Source organism: Bacillus sp. D386, assembly GCF_006346415.1.
In genome coordinates this window covers 97,095-117,311 of sequence record NZ_VEMV01000001.1, presented here as the reverse complement: position 1 = coordinate 117,311, position 20,217 = coordinate 97,095, and the positions used below count along the sequence as shown (strand labels likewise).

Here is a 20,217-nt window from a genome sequence, read left to right as displayed (position 1 = left end):
ACCTCTCTAACCTTATAACTTAAACATAGTGTACCTTTTTGAATCAAGTAAAATCAAAATATAACTCTATAGATTATAATTCTATACTCTAATTAATATGTTCGTCAAAAGTATATTGTTCATAAAAAATTGAATCTTTAAAATAAATTAGGTATTATAAATTATTACTTCTATTTTGAAAAATATGGAGGATGAAACATTTGGATACTTCTAAAATTACATTAGCTAGTTATTCCGACGAATATATAGAAGGTATAAGAGATTATAAGCTACCCCCTGAACAATATCTATTTACATCATATCCGCTCGAAGCATTAGAACAAGTATATCAGGGTTGTGATAAGTTTCCAGTGTTGATTCTTAATAACGGAAAGGCAGTCGGCTTTTTCTGTTTATACAGTGGCAAAAGGGTGGCTGAAGTGACGACAAACCATAGAGCACTGTTATTAACCAGTTTTTCAGTTAATTATAAATACCAAAAGAGAGGGTTTGCCAAACAAGCATTATACTCCATCTCCAACTTTATCAAAAATCATTTTGAGGAAATTGATGAAGTTGTTCTGCTAGTGAATATGAAAAATATCCCTGCTCAATCCTTATACATAAACTGCGGCTTTAAGGATATGGGGGAGAGGAGAATGGGGAAAAGAGGAGAACAAATGGTTTTGCATTTGAAGATTTAAGGGGATAAGAAATGGAGGAGTTAAAATGGATTTTGTAGAATTAGAAACTAAGCGTTTACAATTAGTAAGATTAAATACCTCTCATCTAAACCAGTATTTTACGATCATGTCTAAACAAGAAGTAATGGAGTATTATGGGATGGAGCCTTTGACCAAAAAGGAAGATGCTGCTTTAATTTTTGCAACTCTGGATAGAGGGCTGGCACTTGGGCAATCCATAAGGTGGGGTATTACTTTAAAGGAATCTGGTCAGTTAATTGGTACAGTTGGCTTAAATAATCTTAGTTTAAAAAGCAAACGTGCCGAGATTGGGTATGAGATTCATCCGGATTTTTGGCGGTTAGGATATGCAACAGAAGCTATTATATCAGTAGTAAACTATTCCTTTCATCAACTTGATTTATTCCGGATAGGGGCTATTACGTATCCGGCTAATACTTCATCTAATCATTTGTTGCTGAAAATGGGTTTTACATTAGAAGGGACACTTCGAGGATATTTATATCAGAGAAATCAATCACATGATGCCTATGTATTTTCAATTACGAAACCGGAATGGAAACACTGATAAATACTCCGCTGTATTATTTTTCGGCGGTTGGACGTATACAGACATTAATAAAGCAAATAACGGAACTTATTGAAAAAGTCCCGTTATACTTCTAAGTTAATATCCTTATAACCCAAACATGATTTGTGTTATTTTCCGTTTCCTTTTTCGCCTGGATTTTATTGTATCAAGTGCAATCGGCTTAGAAATAGCGGGAGGTTTTTTTGTTCCGCTTAATTGGGTCTCAAGATGATCCATTCGAGTTGTTAGTTCATTTACGATTGACAGTAAATCCTCAAGTTCATTTCGATGTTGGAGTAGCTGGATGGACGCAACACCATCCGCTTTTTTATACAGTTTTAATTCAAGTTCATTAACTTTTAGTTTTAGTTTCTCTACCTCTTCGTTATTTGGATGAGAGAGCATTTGAACGGATTGAATTTGATCTTGATTATGATAGTGTTCCAATTGGCTGAATTCTTCCTTTGTAAAGATAAAGTGCCCTTTAGAATTTCTGGCAGGTTCAATAGATAGGTGTTTAACCCAACGTTTAACTGTACTCGATGAAACTCCTAAGATTTTAGCTACTTCGTTTGTATTCATTTTTAATACCACCTTTAGATTTTACTTCTTGCGTCGAAAACTCCACCATTTCTTTTCTGCTGGAACCATATCCTTTTCCTTTAAAGTCTGTTTATCTTGCTTATTTTTTTCTGTTTTGACTTTTCCTTTTTCCTTTGTTTTATTCTTTTTAACGTCTTTAAATTTCACTGTTTTTGGTTTTTCTATTTCTTTTGTAGGTGCCGCATCTCGGAAGCTCATGACCATTTGTTTAAAAGCTTCCTCTCGTTGACGGATGTCATTTCGATACTGGTCTAATTCATTATTCATCGTTTCGAAATACTGCTCGCGATCCTGATACATGGCCTCTGTTACACTTTTAATTTCTTGTTGTGTTTCAGTTACGGACGCAGAGAGGTCTGCAAGTAAGTCACGATAACCATCTGCGGCCGCTTCGGATATCCGTTTGGAAAACGATTCAAAGGCTCCCTCTGAAGACCTCGCAATGGTGGTCGTTAGTGCTCCGAATGTTTCGGATGTACGCTCTGATGCTTTTGAAACATTTAGAGAAAGTTTTCGTAACTCTCCGTTTGTTTTTATATTGGATCGTTGAATCGTTTTCGATAGGCCTTTAATCGTATCAATTGAACCTTGTGAAATTTCTTTTTTTACCTCTTCAATCATAAGGTTCCGATTATTTCGTAACTCTGCTGACATTTCTTTCATTAAATTATTCTTATAATCATCCATGGCTACCAAGAAATCCTCCATCCTTGGTTCAGCCGGTTTTTCTACAACAGCCAAAGAGGTTCCGGAATCTTCAGAAGGGGGTTCTGAAACAGGCTGTTTTTCTTGAGTTAAATGTTTTTGTAGCATGTCCTTAATAATTTCCTTACTAAGATTTTTATCACGCATTTCCTTTATTCTTTTTAAAATTGAAATTTCAACTTCAGTATAAAAACGGGCTCCCTGTTTAGAACGCGGAATAATTAATACGCCATTTAAGTCCTTTTCCCATTGGCGGATTGTTCCTGCAGGTACATTTATTCTCCGTGAAACTTCTTTAATGGAATATGCTCGTAAGATTTGATTATCTTTCATAATTAACAATCCTTTCCCTTTGTCGTTTAGGTATATTTGTATCTTTCTAATACATGTATTCTTCACAGGCAATATACTTTTCCTGCTGCATGACAAAAGCTATCAAAACAAGTTGTATTTCTTCAGAGTCCTTGTTTTTATGTTCATTTCGGGAGGTTTACCTATCTAAAAACAGAGAATGCTGGGAAGGATTCATAATACGGACGAGGCATGGCAATTATATGCACGATAAAGGGGGAAACAGGATAGGTTGAAATATTTTGCGGTAGAAAAAAGTGAAGTTTGTAGCTTAACAGTAAAAAGGTGTAGGACAAAAAAAGCAAATAAAAAAACCCTCAGCAAGTACCTGAGGGCCAAACATTAAGAATGTTCTTTTACAAAGTTATAAACAGAATATCCTAGCATTGCCATTCCGATAAAGAAGACAAACCCGCCTAACAAAACTCCGTTGGAAATACTCTCAAGAACGGTTGTGTTGGAGTATACCTCAATACCATTTGGCTGTATGCTTCCGGAAACTTTAAAATGTCCTATAACAGCAAAAATAATGGAAAGTATAAATAACCCGTATGTTTTTAATTTCATTTGAACCCCACCCTTTGTAGGAATAGTAAAAAAATTTAAATTGTTACAATTATCGTAACAGATTGTGTATATTTTGTGAACAAATAATGCTTAATTATTTTTTTGTTAAGAGATCCTTAATTACGCAGGGCTGATTTCCAGGAATTAATTGTTTGTTGAGCATAAAATTTACGGAAGTAAAAAGGTGAAAAATGAATCATTTAGATTTTGTTATTAGCAATCGGTGCAGTGATGTATTTAGTTTGCGAAAGTAAAACCCAAAGGATCTTATATAGTAGCGAAAGTTGGCGTTGCTAATTTAGAGGGGATACTTCCTTTGAAAAGGTATCCAAATTAATGAAATCAAAAAAGATGTTCATGAGAAAAGGCCAGAGGGCATTTGGCCTCTGACCTGTTTTTTTTCATGGGCTTTCAATTTATGCTAAGATGATTTACTGTCTTTCCAATTTGATAGTAGTAGTTGTTCCCATAGCTGATGCTTCATAGGAAATCACACCATCTTTATAAGTGAAATCTTTAGTGTCAGCACCAGATGCTAACAAGGCACTGTCAGTTTTTTCTTTATCATTTTTAGATGTCCATTCATATTCATTAGTGGATTTAGTTGGCGCTTCATATGTGCCAGACCAGTACAATGATTTTGTTTCCCCTTTATCACTGATCCAGTTGATTTCAATTGTGCCATCTGCAATAGTGGCTTCCTGCCAAGCTTCATCAGAATTGCTATTAATTTGAACCCATGTACCTGAAAGATCTAGTGGTTTAGCAGGTGTATATCCCTCCTGTTTGCTACTAGATGAACCGCCACATGCAACTAACCCCGTGCACATTACAAGTGCAAGTATTATGAAAAAAAATTTCTTCATGTTTTTTTTCCTTTCTCACGTAAGATACCTATTTTTGTAATTACATTTTAATGAACATCAGGGAAGAAAGAAATAGTTTTATGCCTTTTGGTAATAAGTTACATTTTCTTGATGACTGTGTTAAGGCAAAGAGAATTCGAATACTTACGGATTAGGGCCAAAGTAACTTCCAATGTCCATATTGCAGAATGAATGGATGAATTAAACACGGGAAATTTTCAAATTAACTACTACAAGATCCTGCATTTTTTTATTATATGACTGGAGGGGAATAGCTCTATTTGATTGATGAACCTCAGGAAATATAGATAGGATGCAATTATAAGAAGTTAATTGCAATCTTTATTTTTGTATAAATTCATCCTTAAATGAGGCTCTTTTGTTGATAAGCGGCATTAAACGTACTATAGAAAGAGGAATTACACAATATTTGTTGAAATATAAAGAAGTAATCAGGCAATATATATATTATTTTTTAGAGTAATGTCTACAGTGGAAGCTACATGAGTATGAATCAAGGGGAGATATTCAATGGAATTAGCCGCTCCATTCGCGATGGGGAATACAGCAAATATATATCTTTGGGATAATAAGATTATCAAAGTATTTAAAGAGTATTTACCAGCGACGGAAGCAAGGTATGAAGCTAATAAGCAAAAGCTAGTTTTCTCTTTGGGACTTTCTGTTCCAGAAATAGTGGATGTGACAGTAATAGATGGAAAACAAGCAATCATAATGGAGTACATTAAGGGCAGAACATTTGGCAGTATCGTATCTGAAAACATGAGTAAAGCTGAATATTACATGAGTATGTCGATTGATATACAACAGGAAATACATTCGGTTATTGCTGATTCTCTTGAACTCATGACAGATAAATTAATACGCCAAATTGAACAGGCAGCAGTTTTAAAAAGAAAACATAAGGATATTTTGATACAAAAAATGAATGAAATGTCATATGATAAGCGACTTTGCCATGGTGATTTCCATTTATTTAATTTAATCGATTCAGACAATAAAGTAACGATTATTGATTGGGTAGATAGCAGCGTAGGAGATATTCGTGCTGATGTATGTCGGACGTATCTTTTGTATTCAGAAGTTTCAATGGAGTTGGCCGAAATGTATTTGCATCTGTATTGCGTGAGAAGCGGGTTATCAGAAAAGGAGGTTTTGCAGTGGATCCCAATTATTGCTGGAGCAAGATTAGCAGAGCATGTTTCCAAGGGAAAATCTAAACATCTACTGGAAATTGTTCATCAGCAATGTCCGCTATAGGAAGAGATTTATTAAGCTAACCATATGCGTTAGATGGATTTTAATTTACATAATATAATTATGGTTTTGTACTTATATAAAAGTAGACCGTTTAAAAATATAAAAAACTCATCTTAGAGGGTAAGAGAATGGAGGAACCAGTCGATGAGAAACTTTTTTATGGGGATGTTAATTTTCGTTTTACTTCTGATTACAGGTTGTTCAAATAATACAGGTAAAGAAAATGAAGCTAATGCTAATGAATTTCCTCCACATATGAAGGGAGAAGTAATAATTAATGGGATAGAGTATCAGCTGGAAAAAGGAAATTATAAATGGAAAAGGATTAACGGAGAAGAAGAAGAAATGGTGGAAACAGATCACGCCTCTCCTTATCGGATGGCGGACAGCATAGAATCAATTAAGGTTAAATCTAAACAAAAAGCCACTATCCAAATTGACGATAACCCAGATATTAAAATTTATTTATGGAATGAAAAGGGCAGAGGACAAGAAATCGAACATAAAAATAAACAGTTTTATATTCCTGCAAGTAAAGGCCGTTATATATATGAAGTATTAGCTGAATGGAATGATGGAACGATATCTTATACATTTGTGTTAGAAATTGACTAGCATTAAGGTGATCCCAAGAAGTTAGACATGGTTTTCATTAGGCAACTTGGGTAAAATGCGTTAGGTATTACACCGGATTTAATTTTAAATTCGCCTTCATTCGTTTCGTGTTGTAATAGGTTATGATTTTTCTAATTCGATTTTAAAATGCTCTACACATTCAAATTTCTTTCCAATAAAGTAATTCGAGCATTGAACCTTCTTATAATTCACTTTTTGCCCACGGTTCGCTAACTCATCCCGTATACGGCGGTAGCAATAACGTCCAAGCCCTTCATGTTCCTCATAAATCGCTTGAATTTCAGTCTTTAAATCGAAATCTGGGTATGGACGCTCCATCTTCCTTACTAAATTGTAATATGTACCACGTGGGGTGTGTGAAACTGCCACTAGTGCTTTTACCGGGTATTTATACCTTAATTCATAGATGACTTTTACTTTTGTTTGTCGAACTTAAGTGGTACTTTAACCTCATGTATATTTCCTAACATTTCTCTGGAGGATATAGGTACTTTAAACCACCCTCTATCGTTCTCTCTCTAAATTAAACAATATAAATTGATGTAATAATCCTAAAGCGCTTATTAATATATAGGAATATGCGCCTTTACAGGTGTTGATTCTTATACTAAAATATATATTATTTTAATATAGTTTAATACAGGAGATGTGGAAGTTTTTGATTAAATTAGATAATGAAAAGCAAAAATTATACAATAGAAATCTAAATGTTGACATTATTAGAACTATTGCTGTTTTTGCTGTACTCTCAGTTCATTTTTTCTTGAATAATGGTTTTTATTCAGAAAATATTCAGGGAAGAGATATGTTAATTGCTACAATAATGAGAAGCTCTTTTATGATATGTGTGCCATTATTTATAATTTTAACAGGCTATCTAATGTGTTATAAGAAATTATCTAAAAGTTATTATTTTGGTATTATAAAAACACTTTCTATTTATGTACTAGCTACAATATGTATATTAATATATCAAGGTATTTTTTTGAAAAGTGAAATTAGTATAAATCAAGGTATTTTTAACATTTTGTCTTTTAAGCAATATTCTTGGTATGTAGAAATGTATATAGGACTTTTTATGCTAATACCTTTCTTAAATTTGATATATAATAATCTTTCAGAAAAAAAACATAAATTATACTTAATTATTACATTATTGATATTGGTTACTATACCAACAATGACAAATATATATGATTTTTTTACAATGAATTGGATTGATAAGCCTAGTATTTCTAATGATTATCAAAAAATATTACCGTTTTGGTGGTCTGGCCTTTACCCATTAGTTTATTACTTTATTGGTGCTTATATTAGAGAATATAAAGACTCAATAAAGTTATCACTCAGAAAGAATTTCTTTGCAATAATTATTTGTATGATAGTATTTGGTCTGTTTTCATATTGGAGATCATATGATTCCAATTTTATATGGGGTATATGGAGTTCATGGGGAAGCGTAGGGAACGTTATTAACTCTGTTTTGGTGTTTATATTTTTTATCAGAATAAATACTAAATCAGTTAATTTAGTTGTAAGAAAAATTTTTAAAGTAATAGCTGATTTGTCTTTTGGAATTTATATAGTCTCATGGATTTTTGACAAACATTTTTATGCGATTCTTAATGCTAATATCGAAAATGTAGGTGACAAAACTCCATATTATTTCATTATAGTACCAGTTGTATTTTGTTGCTCTCTTATTTTATCTTATATTATTAATGTTATCTATAACGTTATTGCAAAAATTGGTAGTAAAATATCTGGAGTAATAAATTTTTGAGGAGCTTATTTAGCTCCTCTTATTTTTTGAATGCACCAGACTTTAATTCTTTAATATAACATGTATTTTAAACTTAAAAACAAGGATGTATAAAAAATGAAACAGTGAAACACTTGAATCTCTTGTAAATACTGAGTGTAACAGATGTAACGCTTATTTTATTATTAAGTAAGATGTTATTTAAAATATGGATACCTCAAATTATTGTATGGGGATTTAACTTGATATACAGCGGAGATGATAAGATTATTGCTGATTTTCTTGAGCCCATGTCAAAAAATCAGAATATTAAATTGAAATTACTGCTGAGTTAGATGAGCCATTGATTGGTTCGATAGCAGCTCAGTAATTGTCGTGGATGAAGTATTAGCTGAATGGAATGATGGAACGATATCTTATACCTTTGTGTTAGAAATTGAGTAGCATTAATAAGATTAATTAAAGGGTTTCTTTACTGAGTGAATCGCTCCCTGATATTAAATTTAAAATCTCTATTCCTTCATTATCTTAACCATTAAATGTATAATATATGAGGTATAATAGTAAAGTTGCTTCATTTATACATAGAATCTTGGAGAAACCAAGGGATTGTAACAAAAAGTATTGAAGTAAAAGCTTATTCGTATTACTATTTTTAAGTAGATATATAGTGGAAAGAGAGTGTTCATAATGGGACGTAAATGGAATAACATTAAAGAGAAAAAGGCTTCTAAGGATGCTAATACCAGTCGTATTTATGCCAAATTTGGACGTGAAATATACGTAGCTGCAAAACAGGGTGAACCAAGCCCCGAATCTAACCAAGCATTAAAAATGGTACTTGAACGTGCAAAAACATACAGTGTACCAAAAGCAATTATTGATCGTGCGATTGAGAAAGCTAAAGGCGGAGCAGAAGAAAACTATGATGAGCTTCGTTATGAAGGTTTTGGGCCAAATGGTTCCATGGTGATTGTGGATGCATTAACGAATAATGTTAATCGTACAGCTTCAGAAGTCCGTGCAGCGTTTGGTAAGAATGGCGGGAATATGGGTGTCAGCGGATCTGTTGCCTATATGTTTGATGCTACAGCAGTTTTTGGTATTGAAGGGAAAACATCTGATGAAGTGCTTGAATTGCTAATGGAAGCAGATATAGATGTTCGTGATATCCTGGAAGAAGATGAGGCGGTTATCATCTATGCAGAACCGCATCAATTCCATGCTGTTCAAGAAGCATTGAAAAATGTTGGAATTACAGAATTCACTGTGGCAGAGCTTACCATGCTTGCTCAAAATGATGTAACATTGGATCCAGATGCACAGGCGCAATTTGAAAAAATGATTGATGCAATTGAAGATTTAGAGGATGTTCAGCAAGTTTATCATAATGTTGATCTTGGTGAATAATTTTATTTAATGTCTCTCCGGGGTATTCCTTTGGAGAGACTTTTTGTTTAAAGAAGGGGGATACAAGGTAATAAAATGTTAAAACATTTATTACTGGAGGTTTATCATATGCCCTACAAATCTGTTAGTGAACTCCCAGATTCCGTAAAGGACTCGTTACCGCATCATGCTCAGGAAATATTTAAAGAAGCCTTTAATTCGGCAAGAGAAGAATATGATGAAGAAGAAACAGCTTTTAAAGTAGCCTGGAGTGCGGTGAAAAATAAATACAAGAAAAACGATGATGGCGAATGGGTAGAAAAAGAATAGGCTAATTTAAGAGGAATACTCCTTTCGATTATGGAGTATTCCTTGTTTTTTCATAAAGAATTTTTAAATCATAAAATTTAGGGTGATTTAATAAATGAAGATTATCTGATAAGAGAATTTCTTTTAGGGCATCTTCCTTTGAAATGGGGTAGCCAATGCTTTCTTGTTCAATCCATTGCCTTTGTTCAATAATCAGATAGCTGCCATCTTCCAAGCATGATATTCCTTTATGATAGGATAAGCCATCATTTAGTTGCTCCCAGTAATCTCGTTCAGTTTCTCCTTGAATGGATGCAAATAGTATATGTAATGGGTCATTTCCAAATACTTTAGCCATCTGACAATCTCCTTACATAACCGATTTAAGAATATGATGTCCGAATGATATTCAGCTATACGGCTAATTCCTAATTGTATAAATTTAGATAAATCCTCAAATAATGAAATCATAATTCAGAAGAAAAAATAAAAAATCGGCAAGCAATAGTAGCTTACCGATTTTGATTGATAAAGATATGCTTATAGGCTTCTTGCACCTAAGTATTTTGGTTTCCAATAGGATGATGTCATATCAGCCTGTACAACACCGCTGGAGCCAGCGTGGATGAATTTATTGTTTCCAACATAGATTCCCATATGAGAAGCACCGGAAGTATATGTTTCAAAGAATACAAAGTCACCTACAGAAGGTGTGTTTACTTTCTTCATAGTAGAGAAGTAAGTTGCTGTGTTAGTACGTGTAAAGCTTGGGCGTTCTTGTTTAACGATATAGTAAATGAACCCGCTGCAATCGAATCCTGATGGTGTTGTTCCACCCCATTTATAAGGAGTGCCAATTAAACTTTTTGCCGTAGCAACCATGCGCTCAGCTTCTGATTTTGTAACCGTACTGCCTGAAGTGGTACCAGTTGAAGTAGTTGATTTGCTTACAACCAATACTTGTCCAACATAAATGGTGTCGCTTTTTAAATTATTCCAAGATTTTAAGTTTGCAACAGTTGTATTATAGGTATTTGCAATTTTCCATAAAGAATCACCGGATTTTACTGTATATTTCTTTGTAGAAGTGCTTGCAGTCGTATTTTCACCAATATTAAGTGTTTGACCTATGTAAATAGTATCAGACGTTAGGTTGTTTTCCTTTTTGATTGCAGACACAGTAGTATTATATTTAACTGCTAATTTCCATAAAGAATCACCTTTAGAAACTGTGACGGTAGCAGCAGAAGCAGCACCAGCAAAAATAGAAGACGCCAGGACAGCGGTAGCAGTAATAGATAAAACTTTATTCTTCATGTTGACCCCCACTAAACTTAGTAAAATTTTAAAGTACTAGCCTAGTGTAGTAGATTCGACAAAAAATTACTAGGTATGTTTCCTAAATGTAACAAAACAGAAAGTTTATTGTAATAAAAGTGAGTTTTCTGTGTTTTGGATAAGTTTACTTAATTGTAAAATTTTTATATTCAGTAGCGACCTGAGTGTTAACCTCTACATGGTTTATTCGACTATATTTTGGGCCTATTCTAATTTTGCCAAGAAAATGATCCAATGCTTCTTCTGTTCCTTGTGCAACAATTTCTACATCACCATTTACTAAATTACGCACCCACCCATGTATATCATAATCTTTTGCTGTAAGCAGAGTAAAATAGCGAAATCCTACACCTTGAACAATCCCAGAGACAATTATGTGATATTGCTTCATTATTTATCCTCCTATTCTGATATATAGATAGAATCCCAATATCTTTAATCCCAAGCATCTCAAATATTTAGAATTTACATGAGTGTACAAGACTAGGTGCTTCAGCACTACTTGTTTTAAGAATTCATATTTCTATATTTTAATGGTACTTATTTTTTATTTAACTATCAACAATAGGATGACGTACTAACCAAAGCTCTAATGGAATTCCTTATATGGTAGAATATAGTAAATAAAATTTATAGGGAGTAGGAGAGTGTCGTGTTGAAATACATATATTTAGTTCGACATTGTGAGGCTACCGGACAGGGTTCTGAATGTGATTTAACAGAAAAAGGGAAAATACAGGCGAGGGAACTAGCTGATTTTTTTAACTCTATTTCAATAGAGCGTATAGTCTGCAGTCCATATAAAAGGGCAATTGAGTCTTCTGAAGCAATTGCTGAAGAAAAGAATATACAGCTCGAATATGATGATCGTTTAAAGGAACGGATCTTATCTGGACATGATTTACCTGATTGGAAAAATAGATTATACCAATCGTTTTTGGAACGTGATGTTAAATTAGCCGGAGGAGAATCCAGCAATGAGGCTGCTAAAAGAGGTTTTACTGTAATAAAGGAGGCATTGGATAGCGAGAATCTCAATATATTAATCGTAACACATGGTAACTTACTGACTTTAATCCTAAATCATCTGGATGAATCCTTTGGTTACGAAACTTGGTTGGGTCTGACTAATCCGGATGTGTATTGTTTAAAGATAGATGAGGATCAAAGCAATATCACAAGGGTGTGGAAGTAAGTCACTGATGACATCTCCGTTTTTGATTAGCAAGGTGAATAGGAGAGAATAAAATTTAGATTTCATGTCTTAGCATACATATTAATGGTTACTTTCCATGACTCGTTTAAATTTGTCGGAGGTTTATAAAATGAAAAAAAGAATCATTTTAACAGGTGGGGGATCAACTGGGCATGTTGCTGTCAATTTGGCGCTCATTCCCTATTTGATTGAAAGGGATTGGGAGATTTACTATATAGGATCTAAAGAGGGAATTGAAGTCTCTTTGATAAAGGAGTTTGATCGTGTCACTTATTTTCCAATATCCACAGGTAAACTTCGCAGATATATGGATATAAAAAATGTAAAAGACCCTTTTAATATTTTGAAAGGCTTTATGCAATCAAGAAAGATTATTAAGCGGTTACAGCCGTCCATAATCTTTTCAAAAGGTGGCTTTGTTTCCGTTCCTGTCATTCTTGCTGCGGCGAGTAGAAAAGTACCGATCATTTCGCATGAGTCAGACATTACACCAGGGTTGGCCAATAAGCTATCATTGCCTTTTGTTCAAAAAATTTGTTATACCTTTCCGGAGGCTAAAAATCATATTCCTGCAGAAAAGTCTTTTTTCTTAGGGCCCATCGTAAGAGATGAACTGCGTCAGGGTGACCCATCGATTGGAATGAAAATATGCCAATTTAATACAAGGAAACCTGGATTATTGATCATGGGAGGCAGTCAGGGTTCTGAAGCAGTGAATAAGGCTGTGCGTAAGGACTTGGATCGATTGCTCAAAACCTTTAATGTCATTCATTTATGCGGAAAAGGAAAGGTAGATTCCACCCTACATCGTGATGGATATGCTCAGTTTGAATATATTAACCAAGGCTTGGCAGATATATTGGCTATGACAGCTGTGGCTGTTTCAAGGGCCGGTTCAAATTCTATTTTTGAATTTTTAAGTTTAAAAATTCCAATGGTCTTAATCCCGTTATCAAGGAAAGCCAGCAGAGGCGATCAAATCATGAATGCTGAATCATTTAAAAAGCAGGGTTTTGCCTATGTTATTGAAGAGGATGAGCTTTCGTTAAACACGTTAGCTGATAAGGTAGAAACTATATTTAAAAACAAACAGATGATTATCGATAAAATGAACAATTTTGAGGAAGAAGATGGACTGGAACGCTTGTATGAATTGATTGATACCTATAAAATTTAATGTTGAAATGATAAGTATTATTCTATATACGAAAAAAGCATTAAAACAGAACACTAAACAGGATTTGTAGCCAAAAAGTAGGAGTGTCGGAGCAATGAATCTTAAATGTTATACCCAATATGATGGACTTGGGTTAGCGAAGCTTGTAAAGGAAAAACAAGTATCCGCAATAGAATTAATAGAGGACGCATTTGAACAAATAAATGAACTAAATCCTAAAACAAATGCAGTTGTTCGAACTAGATTCGAAAAGGCAATGATGGAAACTGGAAAGTTTGAATCTATATACGGACCTTTTGCAGGAGTACCTATCTTATTAAAAGACTTATCACAATCTATTAAAGGCGAACCGATTACAGCGGGTTCAAAATTACATGTAAATCGGATTGCTAAACGGGATTCTAATTTTGTGAAAAAAATTCGTGAGGCAGGATTTGTCATTATTGGACAGACGAGTTCTCCGGAGTTTGGTCTGAAAAATATTACTGAGCCAGCTGTATATGGAGCGACACGTAATCCATGGAACCTGCAGCATTCATCGGGTGGATCAAGCGGCGGAGCATCAGCCAGTATAACTTCAGGTATGGTCCCAATTAGCGGTGCCAGTGATGGCGGCGGCTCTATTCGTATACCGGCATCATTCACTGGATTAGTAGGCTTGAAGCCAACAAGGGGAAGGACACCCGTTGGTCCAGGTGTGGGCCGCCAATGGCATGGAGCTGCGGTAGATTTTGCCTTAACCAAAACGGTTCGTGATAGTGCAGCTATGCTGGATGCCTTGCAAATCATTCAGCCGGATACTGCCTTTCAGGTACCTTTATATAATGGGAGCTATTTGAAGGAGCTTTCGAATCCATTGAAAGAAAGGTTTAAAATTGCTTTTTCCACAAAGTCTCCGGTGGGAACACCCGTTAGTGAAGAAGCTGTAGAAGCGGTACATAAGACAGTCAAATGGCTGGAACAGGCAGGGTTCACCGTTGAAGAATGTGATAATGGGGTAGATGGAATCCGCCTTATGGAAAATTACTATATTATGAATAGCGGAGAAATGGCAGCAGATATACTGTCCATTGAGGAAGCCATTGGACGGCCGATTACCGTTAATGATATAGAGATAGTCACATGGGTACTCAGAACTGCCGGGCAGAATGTATCAGCTGTTCAATTTACACGCAGTTTAGCTGAATGGGATACGGCAGCTGCACAAATGGCCAGGTTCAATGAGGATTATGATTTGTATTTGACGCCGGCAACAGCTTTCTCAGCTCCAAAGGTGGGCGAATTGACGCATACGGATGAACAGAGCTTGCAGTTATTGAAAGTAAATGAACTAAAACCCTCTGATCAGTTAGCAATGGTCTATGAAATGTTTAAACCAAGTTTAACGTATACGCCTTTTACACAGTTGGCGAACATCATCGGACAGCCTGCGATTAGCTTGCCTGTTCATATGACAGATTCTGGCTTACCCCTTGGAGTGCAATTGATGGCTCCAAAGGGAAGGGAAGATTGGCTTCTTAAAATAGGAGCGTTGTTAGAGCAATCCGATATATGGGTTGGACAGAAAGGGAATCCATATATTGGATGGTGATAAAAGTGATAGATCGACTAGAAGATGCGTGTAATTCAGTTGGTCAATTAAAACAGTCATTTCACTTGTTTATATTTATGAGAATTCCTATATATCGAAAATATCTTCCGTTTACATTTTCAACATGATATATTAATAATACGAAAATTTAAAACAATCATAAGTGCTCACTATTGTGAGGTAAAAGGGAATCCAGTGTAAATCTGGAACAGCCCCCGCTACTGTAAGAGCTGATGAAATCACGTGACCACCTTTAAATGAGGGAAGGTGTGAGAGTAAAGTGAAGCTCAGAGTCAGGAAACCTGCTTATGAATGTGTATTGCTTACTTTTCGGTGGGAAAAGGGATGGCGAACGTAGAGATGATTGTGTCTTTGCGCTGATTTTGACAGCGTTTTTTTGTCTGTGCATGAATCAAGCCTGTTTTCCTTAACCGGGAAGACAGGCTTTTTTATGTTTAATATTTCAGCGTGAATTCGCTAAATATAATAAATTTTGGAAAAGGGAGAATAGTGAGATGAAAAAGATTGCAAGCTTATCACTTTTGGTGTTCTTATCCGTTTTTGCATTGTTTGCATGCGGAAATGATGAGACAGTAAACAACCAGAAAAATGAAACAAACCAGGAAACTAGCGAGTATCCGAAAACACTGACAGATGGTCGTGGAGAAAAGGTAACAATAAAAGAAAAACCTTCAAGGATTGTTTCAACAACGTTGGCCATTGATGAATATTTATTGCCATTGGCAGAAGAGGAACGGATTGCAGCGGTTACGAAAATGTCTACAGACTCAGGGATTTCGAATGTAGCAGATCTAACAGATGGAATTGATACAAAAATTGAATCAGTCACATCTGAATTGGTGCTGTCACTTCAGCCTGATTTAGTGCTGATTCCTTCCTATGTAGATCCTGAGGTTCTTAAACAAATTGATGCAGCAGACATCACCACCTACCAACTTAAAGATGATTCCTCTATATCAGGTGTATTGGATGGTCTAATGGAGGTTGGTACCATTGTTGGCGAGGAAGATAAAGCAGAAGAAATCATAGCTGATGTCAAAAAGAGGATGTCAGATTTACAAACGAAAGCAAAAGCACAAACAGATAAAAAACGAGTGGTTTACTGGACACAGCAAAATTCTTCAGTTACTGAGAATACTACAATAGGAGAAATCATCACCTTAGCAGGCGGGATAAATGCCATTACAGAAGCGGGCATTACCGGTGAAGAGTATCCTGATTATCCGAATCTTTCAAAGGAAAAATTAGTTGAGTTAAATCCAGATGTGATTATTACAAGTGATTGGCAGTATGATGGCTCAAAAGCAACATTCGTCGAGGAATGGAAAAAGGATCCGGCACTTAAAAATCTTAAAGCCTTTAAGAATAATGAAGTGCATGTGATAGATAGCGCAAATTTAACAACGGCTTCCCATTTTGTGATTGAGGGAGCAGAAGATATTTATCAAGTTTTATATGGAGAATAATATGGTTTGTAAACAGTCTAAACAGGTTCTTATTTTTGGAATCCTGATTTGTTCCTTGCTCGTATCGTTACTTTTAGCAACCATGTATGGCGGGGTCATCGTTCCATTTACGGAAACTGTGAAAGTATTACTCTCACTGCTTCCATTTATAGAGTTTGACTATAACCCAATGTATGAAACAATCCTTGTGCAGATTCGCCTGGGGCGGGTTGTTGTGGCTGGATTAGTCGGGGCAGCCTTGGCAATATCGGGAGTCGTGATGCAAAGTGTGTTTCGCAACCCGATGGCTGACCCCGGCATAATTGGTGTTTCATCAGGTGGAGCATTCGGAGGTGTACTGGCCATCTATTTTGGTTTGGCCGCGATCCATTCTCTTTTCGTCCCATTAATGGGCTTTATCCTGGCTGCATTGACTTTGTTTGCAATTTATATGATTGCGACCAATCAAGGAAGGACCTCAGTACTGACATTGCTGCTGACGGGTATTGCGATTAGTTCTTTTTTATCAGCCTGTACCTCTCTGCTAATCTCTTTTTCGAATGCAGGAGTGATGCAGCAGATTGTCCAATGGATGATGGGGAACTTAAACGGGCGTGATTGGAGTCATGTACAAATATTAACTGTTCCTGTTTTATTTTCGATTTGTGTCTTTTTGTACCATGCCAACGACTTAGATATCTTTCTGCTGGGTGAAGAGCAGGCCCAGAATATGGGGATTTCCGTTCAGCGCACCCGTAATCTATTGTTAATTACTGCTTCATTAGTAACTGGAATGAGTGTCTCATTAACGGGAGCCATCGGTTTTGTTGGTCTGATTGTCCCTCATATGATCCGTATGATCATTGGGCCCTCGCATCGAAATTTACTACTGGCTAGTGTCTTAGGGGGAGCGAGTTTCTTGATTCTTGCTGACTTAATATCCCGTTTGGCCATTAGGCCTGCTGAGATTCAAATCGGTATTATTACAGCTTTTTTTGGCGCTCCGTTTTTCCTTTATTTAATTTTAATAAATAAAAAGAAGGGGGAAATCTGAGATGACAGCTATTTTGAATGCGGAGAAACTCAGCTTTAGCCGTGGCAAACAGGTGATTTTAAAAGCAATGGATATCTCTTTGGAAACTAACCAATTTACCTGCTTGATTGGTCCGAACGGTACCGGAAAATCTACTTTACTGCGCTTAATGGCAGGATTGCTAAAGCCACCTGCAGGGTCAATAGCCTTTAAGAATCATGCTCTCTCTGAGATGACTACTCTTGAAGTGGCCAAAGCAATCACCTACATGCCACAAAGCACGGTCCTTGACTATGAATTTACAGTGAGTCAGGTAGTACTTATGGGAAGGCATCCGCATCGGAAGAAATGGCAATTCTCACAAAAAGATGATAATCAATTGGCAGAGAAAGCGATGAAACAAACAGGAATTTATCATTTAAGAGACCGTTATATCACATCCCTTTCAGGAGGAGAACGTCAGCTTGTTTTCTTAGCTAAAGCCATCACTCAGAATTCTGAGGTTATTTTGTTGGATGAGCCAACTTCAGATCTGGATATTTATCATCAGGTCCAAATTGCCGAGGTCATCCGGGAGCTTGTAAAAGAGGGAAAGGCTGTCTTCGCGGCAATCCATGATATTAATTTAGCCACTCGCTATTGTGATCGACTCATGCTTATGGGAAATGGAGAACTCATTGCAGCAGGGGAACCGGAACAAGTCATTACAGATCATAATTTAATGCGTGTTTTTCAAACCCACACGTATACCTATAATGATTCCTATTTTGGGAAAAGGCAGATGATTCCTTATGCCATAGATATAAAAGGGGAGGCATGAGGAGTAAGGATTTCGTTATATTTCTATACATACATGAGCGATGGCCTTCTATGTGAATAAAGTAAACGGCATCGCGGAGGGTCACCATTTCATACGAAATTCCATGTTTTAAATAAGGAGGAATGAACCTTGAAAAAAGACTGGCGCTACTCCAGTTATCCATTCATGAAAGAAAAAACTTGTTTAGTTGATTATGAAATTCGCACTGATAGTTTAACAACAAGGATTGGGGCTGTATTCCCATTATTGACTGAGAAGGAGCAAGCAGTCATTGATGACCTTCGTATGGTTCAAGCGCTATGCTATCATGTGAACGGTTCTGTGCGCGGAAAATTGGCGATAACTGAAGCAGATTTACAGTGGTTGAGTGATAGATATGATTTTTATGTTGAGAAAACAGGGGAAAATGTAAAACAATTCGTCTTACCGCAAGGAAGCAACGCCGCATGCGCACTTCATGTCGTACGCAATGAGGCCAAGAAATCCTATCGTGCCCTGCATAAAGTTAGTGAAGAGCGAGAAGTGCCAGACATCTTATTTGATTTCCTAGGATTGCTCGCTAATGTTTGTTTTGTAATGGCTGTTTACGTCAATCAGGTGAATGGGATACAGGAAATTCCTTTTGTCAGTAAATCATATGCCGTAAAAAAGAATTAAAAATGATCATCCTTCTTTTGTTATGGATAAAATGAAGCAACAGAGTTCATGATTAGTGGATGGGAAACAGGTATAGCCTAGAAAACAAAAACGGAGTGCAAAATGAACTGCTAGCCCGGTCCCGGCTTTATTCAAGGTGTATGGAGGACCCGAAATTGTGCAGGATGCAGGGTATTATTTATATGAAAAGTACCAATTCGAGCCAGACCGGATTTTTTCGGAAGACGACTATATAAATATAGGAGATGTGCCTTATAAGGCAATCTGGACACCTGGGCACTCTCCGGACCATTTTTGTTTTCTTGATGAGGATCAGGGTATTCTTTTTGTCGGGGACCACTTACTAAACGTCATCAATCCGATTGTTCTTATCCAGCAGGCAGGTGAAAATCCATTGAGGGATTATATGCAAGCCATCTGGAAAATTGAACAATGTTCAGTACGTTATATGCTGACCGGTCATAAGGAAATGATCGAAAATCCCTCAGGAAGAATCCGGGATTTAAAGAACCACTACCGGAAAAGATGGATGCAGATTTATGAAAAAGTTGATTATGAAGGGAAAAGCGCCTTCGATATATCCAAGCAAATATATGGACGGGATCCGAGTTGCGCACGTACTCTATCAGGATTTATGCAGACCATTACTAATTTGGAATACCTGCAATCAATTGGTTTTGTTCGAAAAGAAGATAGAGATGGCATGTTTTATTTTTATAAATCATGTTGATTTTCAACTCAAAACAAGGGAACTCTAGTGTTAAGGAGTTCCCTGTTAATTCAACTTTTATAAAATTATTTGAAAAGCAGTTACTTTACAATATAAGTTCATCTTATAAGTTCATCTTTCTCTATATCAAAAGTATTTTTATCAATTGAATAACATTTGACTTCTTTCTCTACAGCATTGTTCTTATTTTTGGAATTCAGATTCCCCATTACCAGCATATTGCTTTCAAATAACTCCTTCTTTTAAAAACAAATATACGCTATTCAAGTTAGCGTTGGATAAATTGATTTATTCTTCTTCGGCATTTTCAATTTCTTTTATATCATTAGTGGAAATAAATAAACTAAGCAGAGCCATCATTTTGAGGGAACTATTTTAACCATGGGGCCGTTGAATGACGGTCTTTTTAATGCTCTAAACGGATTGAACTTTAGCTCTTTGTGTACATCATTTTAATTTTCCTCCA

Annotated in this window: 22 protein-coding genes, 1 pseudogene and 1 riboswitch; of the genes and pseudogenes, 15 read left to right on the top strand and 8 right to left on the bottom strand. The window is 35.8% G+C overall.

Going from position 1 to position 20,217, the window contains the following annotated elements; genetic code table 11:
- The first annotated feature begins 200 nt into the window (after positions 1–200).
- Together FHY45_RS00570 and FHY45_RS00565 are read left to right on the top strand one after the other, a co-directional pair.
- Positions 201–683, top strand: coding sequence for a GNAT family N-acetyltransferase (locus tag FHY45_RS00570; protein ID WP_175354207.1), 483 nt, complete (start codon positions 201–203; stop codon positions 681–683).
- A gap of 25 nt (positions 684–708) precedes the next feature.
- Positions 709–1,251 carry a GNAT family N-acetyltransferase gene (locus FHY45_RS00565; RefSeq protein WP_066099858.1) on the top strand — a complete coding sequence of 181 codons (543 nt, stop codon included), beginning with the start codon at positions 709–711 and terminating at the stop codon, positions 1,249–1,251.
- 108 nt (positions 1,252–1,359) lie between these two features.
- On the opposite strand, the gene FHY45_RS00560 is transcribed toward FHY45_RS00565, so the two are convergent.
- The 4 genes from FHY45_RS00560 to FHY45_RS00545 all read right to left on the bottom strand — a co-directional run bounded on the left by FHY45_RS00560 (position 1,360) and on the right by FHY45_RS00545 (position 4,346).
- The gene (locus FHY45_RS00560) at positions 1,360–1,836 is read right to left on the bottom strand and encodes a MerR family transcriptional regulator (protein ID WP_066099855.1); all 477 of its coding nucleotides are present in this window, start codon (positions 1,834–1,836) and stop codon (positions 1,360–1,362) included.
- Between the two features lie 21 nt (positions 1,837–1,857).
- A complete protein-coding gene (locus tag FHY45_RS00555) occupies positions 1,858–2,895 on the bottom strand; it encodes a MerR family transcriptional regulator (protein ID WP_066099853.1) in 1,038 nt (345 codons plus the stop codon).
- 360 nt (positions 2,896–3,255) lie between these two features.
- Positions 3,256–3,480: a hypothetical protein gene (locus FHY45_RS00550; RefSeq protein ID WP_139891144.1), complete on the bottom strand. Its 225-nt coding sequence runs from the start codon at positions 3,478–3,480 to the stop codon at positions 3,256–3,258.
- Positions 3,481–3,911: 431 nt separating this feature from the next.
- Complete coding sequence (locus tag FHY45_RS00545; RefSeq protein WP_066099846.1) at positions 3,912–4,346, bottom strand: LptM family lipoprotein; 435 nt, start codon at positions 4,344–4,346, stop codon at positions 3,912–3,914.
- Positions 4,347–4,877: 531 nt separating this feature from the next.
- On the opposite strand from FHY45_RS00545, the gene FHY45_RS00540 reads away from it, so the two are divergent.
- Together FHY45_RS00540 and FHY45_RS00535 are read left to right on the top strand one after the other, a co-directional pair.
- The gene (locus FHY45_RS00540; RefSeq protein ID WP_139891143.1) at positions 4,878–5,627 is read left to right on the top strand and encodes an aminoglycoside phosphotransferase family protein; all 750 of its coding nucleotides are present in this window, start codon (positions 4,878–4,880) and stop codon (positions 5,625–5,627) included.
- 144 nt (positions 5,628–5,771) lie between these two features.
- Positions 5,772–6,242, top strand: a complete 471-nt coding sequence (locus FHY45_RS00535; protein WP_139891142.1) for a hypothetical protein — start codon at positions 5,772–5,774, stop codon at positions 6,240–6,242.
- A gap of 192 nt (positions 6,243–6,434) precedes the next feature.
- Here the strand turns inward: FHY45_RS00535 and FHY45_RS20710 are convergent.
- Positions 6,435–6,692, bottom strand: a pseudogene (locus FHY45_RS20710) (IS3 family transposase); the annotation flags it as partial.
- 229 nt (positions 6,693–6,921) lie between these two features.
- Here FHY45_RS20710 and FHY45_RS00525 point away from each other — a divergent pair.
- The 3 genes from FHY45_RS00525 (at position 6,922) to FHY45_RS00515 (ending at position 9,744) form a co-directional block, all read left to right on the top strand.
- Positions 6,922–8,046, top strand: coding sequence for an acyltransferase (locus tag FHY45_RS00525; RefSeq protein ID WP_180349904.1), 1,125 nt, complete (start codon positions 6,922–6,924; stop codon positions 8,044–8,046).
- A 669-nt stretch (positions 8,047–8,715) separates the two neighbouring features.
- Positions 8,716–9,435, top strand: a complete 720-nt coding sequence (locus FHY45_RS00520) for a YebC/PmpR family DNA-binding transcriptional regulator (RefSeq protein ID WP_066099835.1) — start codon at positions 8,716–8,718, stop codon at positions 9,433–9,435.
- Between the two features lie 108 nt (positions 9,436–9,543).
- The gene (locus FHY45_RS00515) at positions 9,544–9,744 is read left to right on the top strand and encodes a ChaB family protein (protein ID WP_066102205.1); all 201 of its coding nucleotides are present in this window, start codon (positions 9,544–9,546) and stop codon (positions 9,742–9,744) included.
- 28 nt (positions 9,745–9,772) lie between these two features.
- On the opposite strand, the gene FHY45_RS00510 is transcribed toward FHY45_RS00515, so the two are convergent.
- The 3 genes from FHY45_RS00510 to FHY45_RS00500 all read right to left on the bottom strand — a co-directional run bounded on the left by FHY45_RS00510 (position 9,773) and on the right by FHY45_RS00500 (position 11,452).
- Complete coding sequence (locus FHY45_RS00510; protein WP_066099832.1) at positions 9,773–10,081, bottom strand: hypothetical protein; 309 nt, start codon at positions 10,079–10,081, stop codon at positions 9,773–9,775.
- Between the two features lie 182 nt (positions 10,082–10,263).
- Positions 10,264–11,040, bottom strand: a complete 777-nt coding sequence (locus FHY45_RS00505) for a C40 family peptidase (protein ID WP_066099829.1) — start codon at positions 11,038–11,040, stop codon at positions 10,264–10,266.
- A gap of 145 nt (positions 11,041–11,185) precedes the next feature.
- Positions 11,186–11,452 carry an acylphosphatase gene (locus tag FHY45_RS00500; RefSeq protein WP_066099827.1) on the bottom strand — a complete coding sequence of 89 codons (267 nt, stop codon included), beginning with the start codon at positions 11,450–11,452 and terminating at the stop codon, positions 11,186–11,188.
- Positions 11,453–11,713: 261 nt separating this feature from the next.
- Between FHY45_RS00500 and FHY45_RS00495 the strand changes: the two genes are divergently transcribed.
- The 8 genes from FHY45_RS00495 to FHY45_RS00460 all read left to right on the top strand — a co-directional run bounded on the left by FHY45_RS00495 (position 11,714) and on the right by FHY45_RS00460 (position 19,751).
- Positions 11,714–12,256: a histidine phosphatase family protein gene (locus tag FHY45_RS00495; RefSeq protein WP_254654674.1), complete on the top strand. Its 543-nt coding sequence runs from the start codon at positions 11,714–11,716 to the stop codon at positions 12,254–12,256.
- A 130-nt stretch (positions 12,257–12,386) separates the two neighbouring features.
- Positions 12,387–13,454, top strand: coding sequence for an undecaprenyldiphospho-muramoylpentapeptide beta-N-acetylglucosaminyltransferase (locus FHY45_RS00490; RefSeq protein ID WP_066099816.1), 1,068 nt, complete (start codon positions 12,387–12,389; stop codon positions 13,452–13,454).
- A 94-nt stretch (positions 13,455–13,548) separates the two neighbouring features.
- A complete protein-coding gene (locus FHY45_RS00485) occupies positions 13,549–15,045 on the top strand; it encodes an amidase (protein ID WP_139891139.1) in 1,497 nt (498 codons plus the stop codon).
- A gap of 144 nt (positions 15,046–15,189) precedes the next feature.
- A riboswitch (cobalamin riboswitch) is annotated at positions 15,190–15,369 on the top strand.
- Between the two features lie 191 nt (positions 15,370–15,560).
- Entirely contained in the window at positions 15,561–16,532 is a 972-nt protein-coding gene (locus FHY45_RS00480; protein WP_139891138.1) for an ABC transporter substrate-binding protein, read from the top strand.
- Between the two features lies 1 nt (position 16,533).
- Complete coding sequence (locus FHY45_RS00475) at positions 16,534–17,565, top strand: FecCD family ABC transporter permease (RefSeq protein WP_180349903.1); 1,032 nt, start codon at positions 16,534–16,536, stop codon at positions 17,563–17,565.
- 1 nt (position 17,566) lies between these two features.
- Positions 17,567–18,364 (top strand): ABC transporter ATP-binding protein, encoded by a 798-nt coding sequence (locus tag FHY45_RS00470; protein ID WP_139891136.1) that lies wholly within the window; start codon positions 17,567–17,569, stop codon positions 18,362–18,364.
- Between the two features lie 129 nt (positions 18,365–18,493).
- Positions 18,494–19,021, top strand: a complete 528-nt coding sequence (locus tag FHY45_RS00465) for a hypothetical protein (RefSeq protein WP_139891135.1) — start codon at positions 18,494–18,496, stop codon at positions 19,019–19,021.
- A 157-nt stretch (positions 19,022–19,178) separates the two neighbouring features.
- Positions 19,179–19,751, top strand: a complete 573-nt coding sequence (locus FHY45_RS00460) for an MBL fold metallo-hydrolase (protein ID WP_180349902.1) — start codon at positions 19,179–19,181, stop codon at positions 19,749–19,751.
- Positions 19,752–20,217 lie beyond the last annotated feature (466 nt).

What these genes read in the sequence shown, in the direction of transcription:
- FHY45_RS00515 (WP_066102205.1), top strand. Translation starts at nt 9,544, where the DNA reads ATGCCCTACAAATCTGTTAGTGAACTCCCAGATTCCGTAAAGGACTCG.
- FHY45_RS00560 (WP_066099855.1), bottom strand. Translation starts at nt 1,836, where the DNA reads ATGAATACAAACGAAGTAGCTAAAATCTTAGGAGTTTCATCGAGTACA.
- FHY45_RS00470 (WP_139891136.1), top strand. Translation starts at nt 17,567, where the DNA reads ATGACAGCTATTTTGAATGCGGAGAAACTCAGCTTTAGCCGTGGCAAA.
- FHY45_RS00510 (WP_066099832.1), bottom strand. Translation starts at nt 10,081, where the DNA reads ATGGCTAAAGTATTTGGAAATGACCCATTACATATACTATTTGCATCC.
- FHY45_RS00505 (WP_066099829.1), bottom strand. Translation starts at nt 11,040, where the DNA reads ATGAAGAATAAAGTTTTATCTATTACTGCTACCGCTGTCCTGGCGTCT.
- FHY45_RS00485 (WP_139891139.1), top strand. Translation starts at nt 13,549, where the DNA reads ATGAATCTTAAATGTTATACCCAATATGATGGACTTGGGTTAGCGAAG.
- FHY45_RS00555 (WP_066099853.1), bottom strand. Translation starts at nt 2,895, where the DNA reads ATGAAAGATAATCAAATCTTACGAGCATATTCCATTAAAGAAGTTTCA.
- FHY45_RS00500 (WP_066099827.1), bottom strand. Translation starts at nt 11,452, where the DNA reads ATGAAGCAATATCACATAATTGTCTCTGGGATTGTTCAAGGTGTAGGA.
- FHY45_RS00520 (WP_066099835.1), top strand. Translation starts at nt 8,716, where the DNA reads ATGGGACGTAAATGGAATAACATTAAAGAGAAAAAGGCTTCTAAGGAT.
- FHY45_RS00475 (WP_180349903.1), top strand. Translation starts at nt 16,534, where the DNA reads ATGGTTTGTAAACAGTCTAAACAGGTTCTTATTTTTGGAATCCTGATT.
- FHY45_RS00545 (WP_066099846.1), bottom strand. Translation starts at nt 4,346, where the DNA reads ATGAAGAAATTTTTTTTCATAATACTTGCACTTGTAATGTGCACGGGG.
- FHY45_RS00540 (WP_139891143.1), top strand. Translation starts at nt 4,878, where the DNA reads ATGGAATTAGCCGCTCCATTCGCGATGGGGAATACAGCAAATATATAT.
- FHY45_RS00550 (WP_139891144.1), bottom strand. Translation starts at nt 3,480, where the DNA reads ATGAAATTAAAAACATACGGGTTATTTATACTTTCCATTATTTTTGCT.
- FHY45_RS00490 (WP_066099816.1), top strand. Translation starts at nt 12,387, where the DNA reads ATGAAAAAAAGAATCATTTTAACAGGTGGGGGATCAACTGGGCATGTT.
- FHY45_RS00565 (WP_066099858.1), top strand. Translation starts at nt 709, where the DNA reads ATGGATTTTGTAGAATTAGAAACTAAGCGTTTACAATTAGTAAGATTA.
- FHY45_RS00535 (WP_139891142.1), top strand. Translation starts at nt 5,772, where the DNA reads ATGAGAAACTTTTTTATGGGGATGTTAATTTTCGTTTTACTTCTGATT.
- FHY45_RS00480 (WP_139891138.1), top strand. Translation starts at nt 15,561, where the DNA reads ATGAAAAAGATTGCAAGCTTATCACTTTTGGTGTTCTTATCCGTTTTT.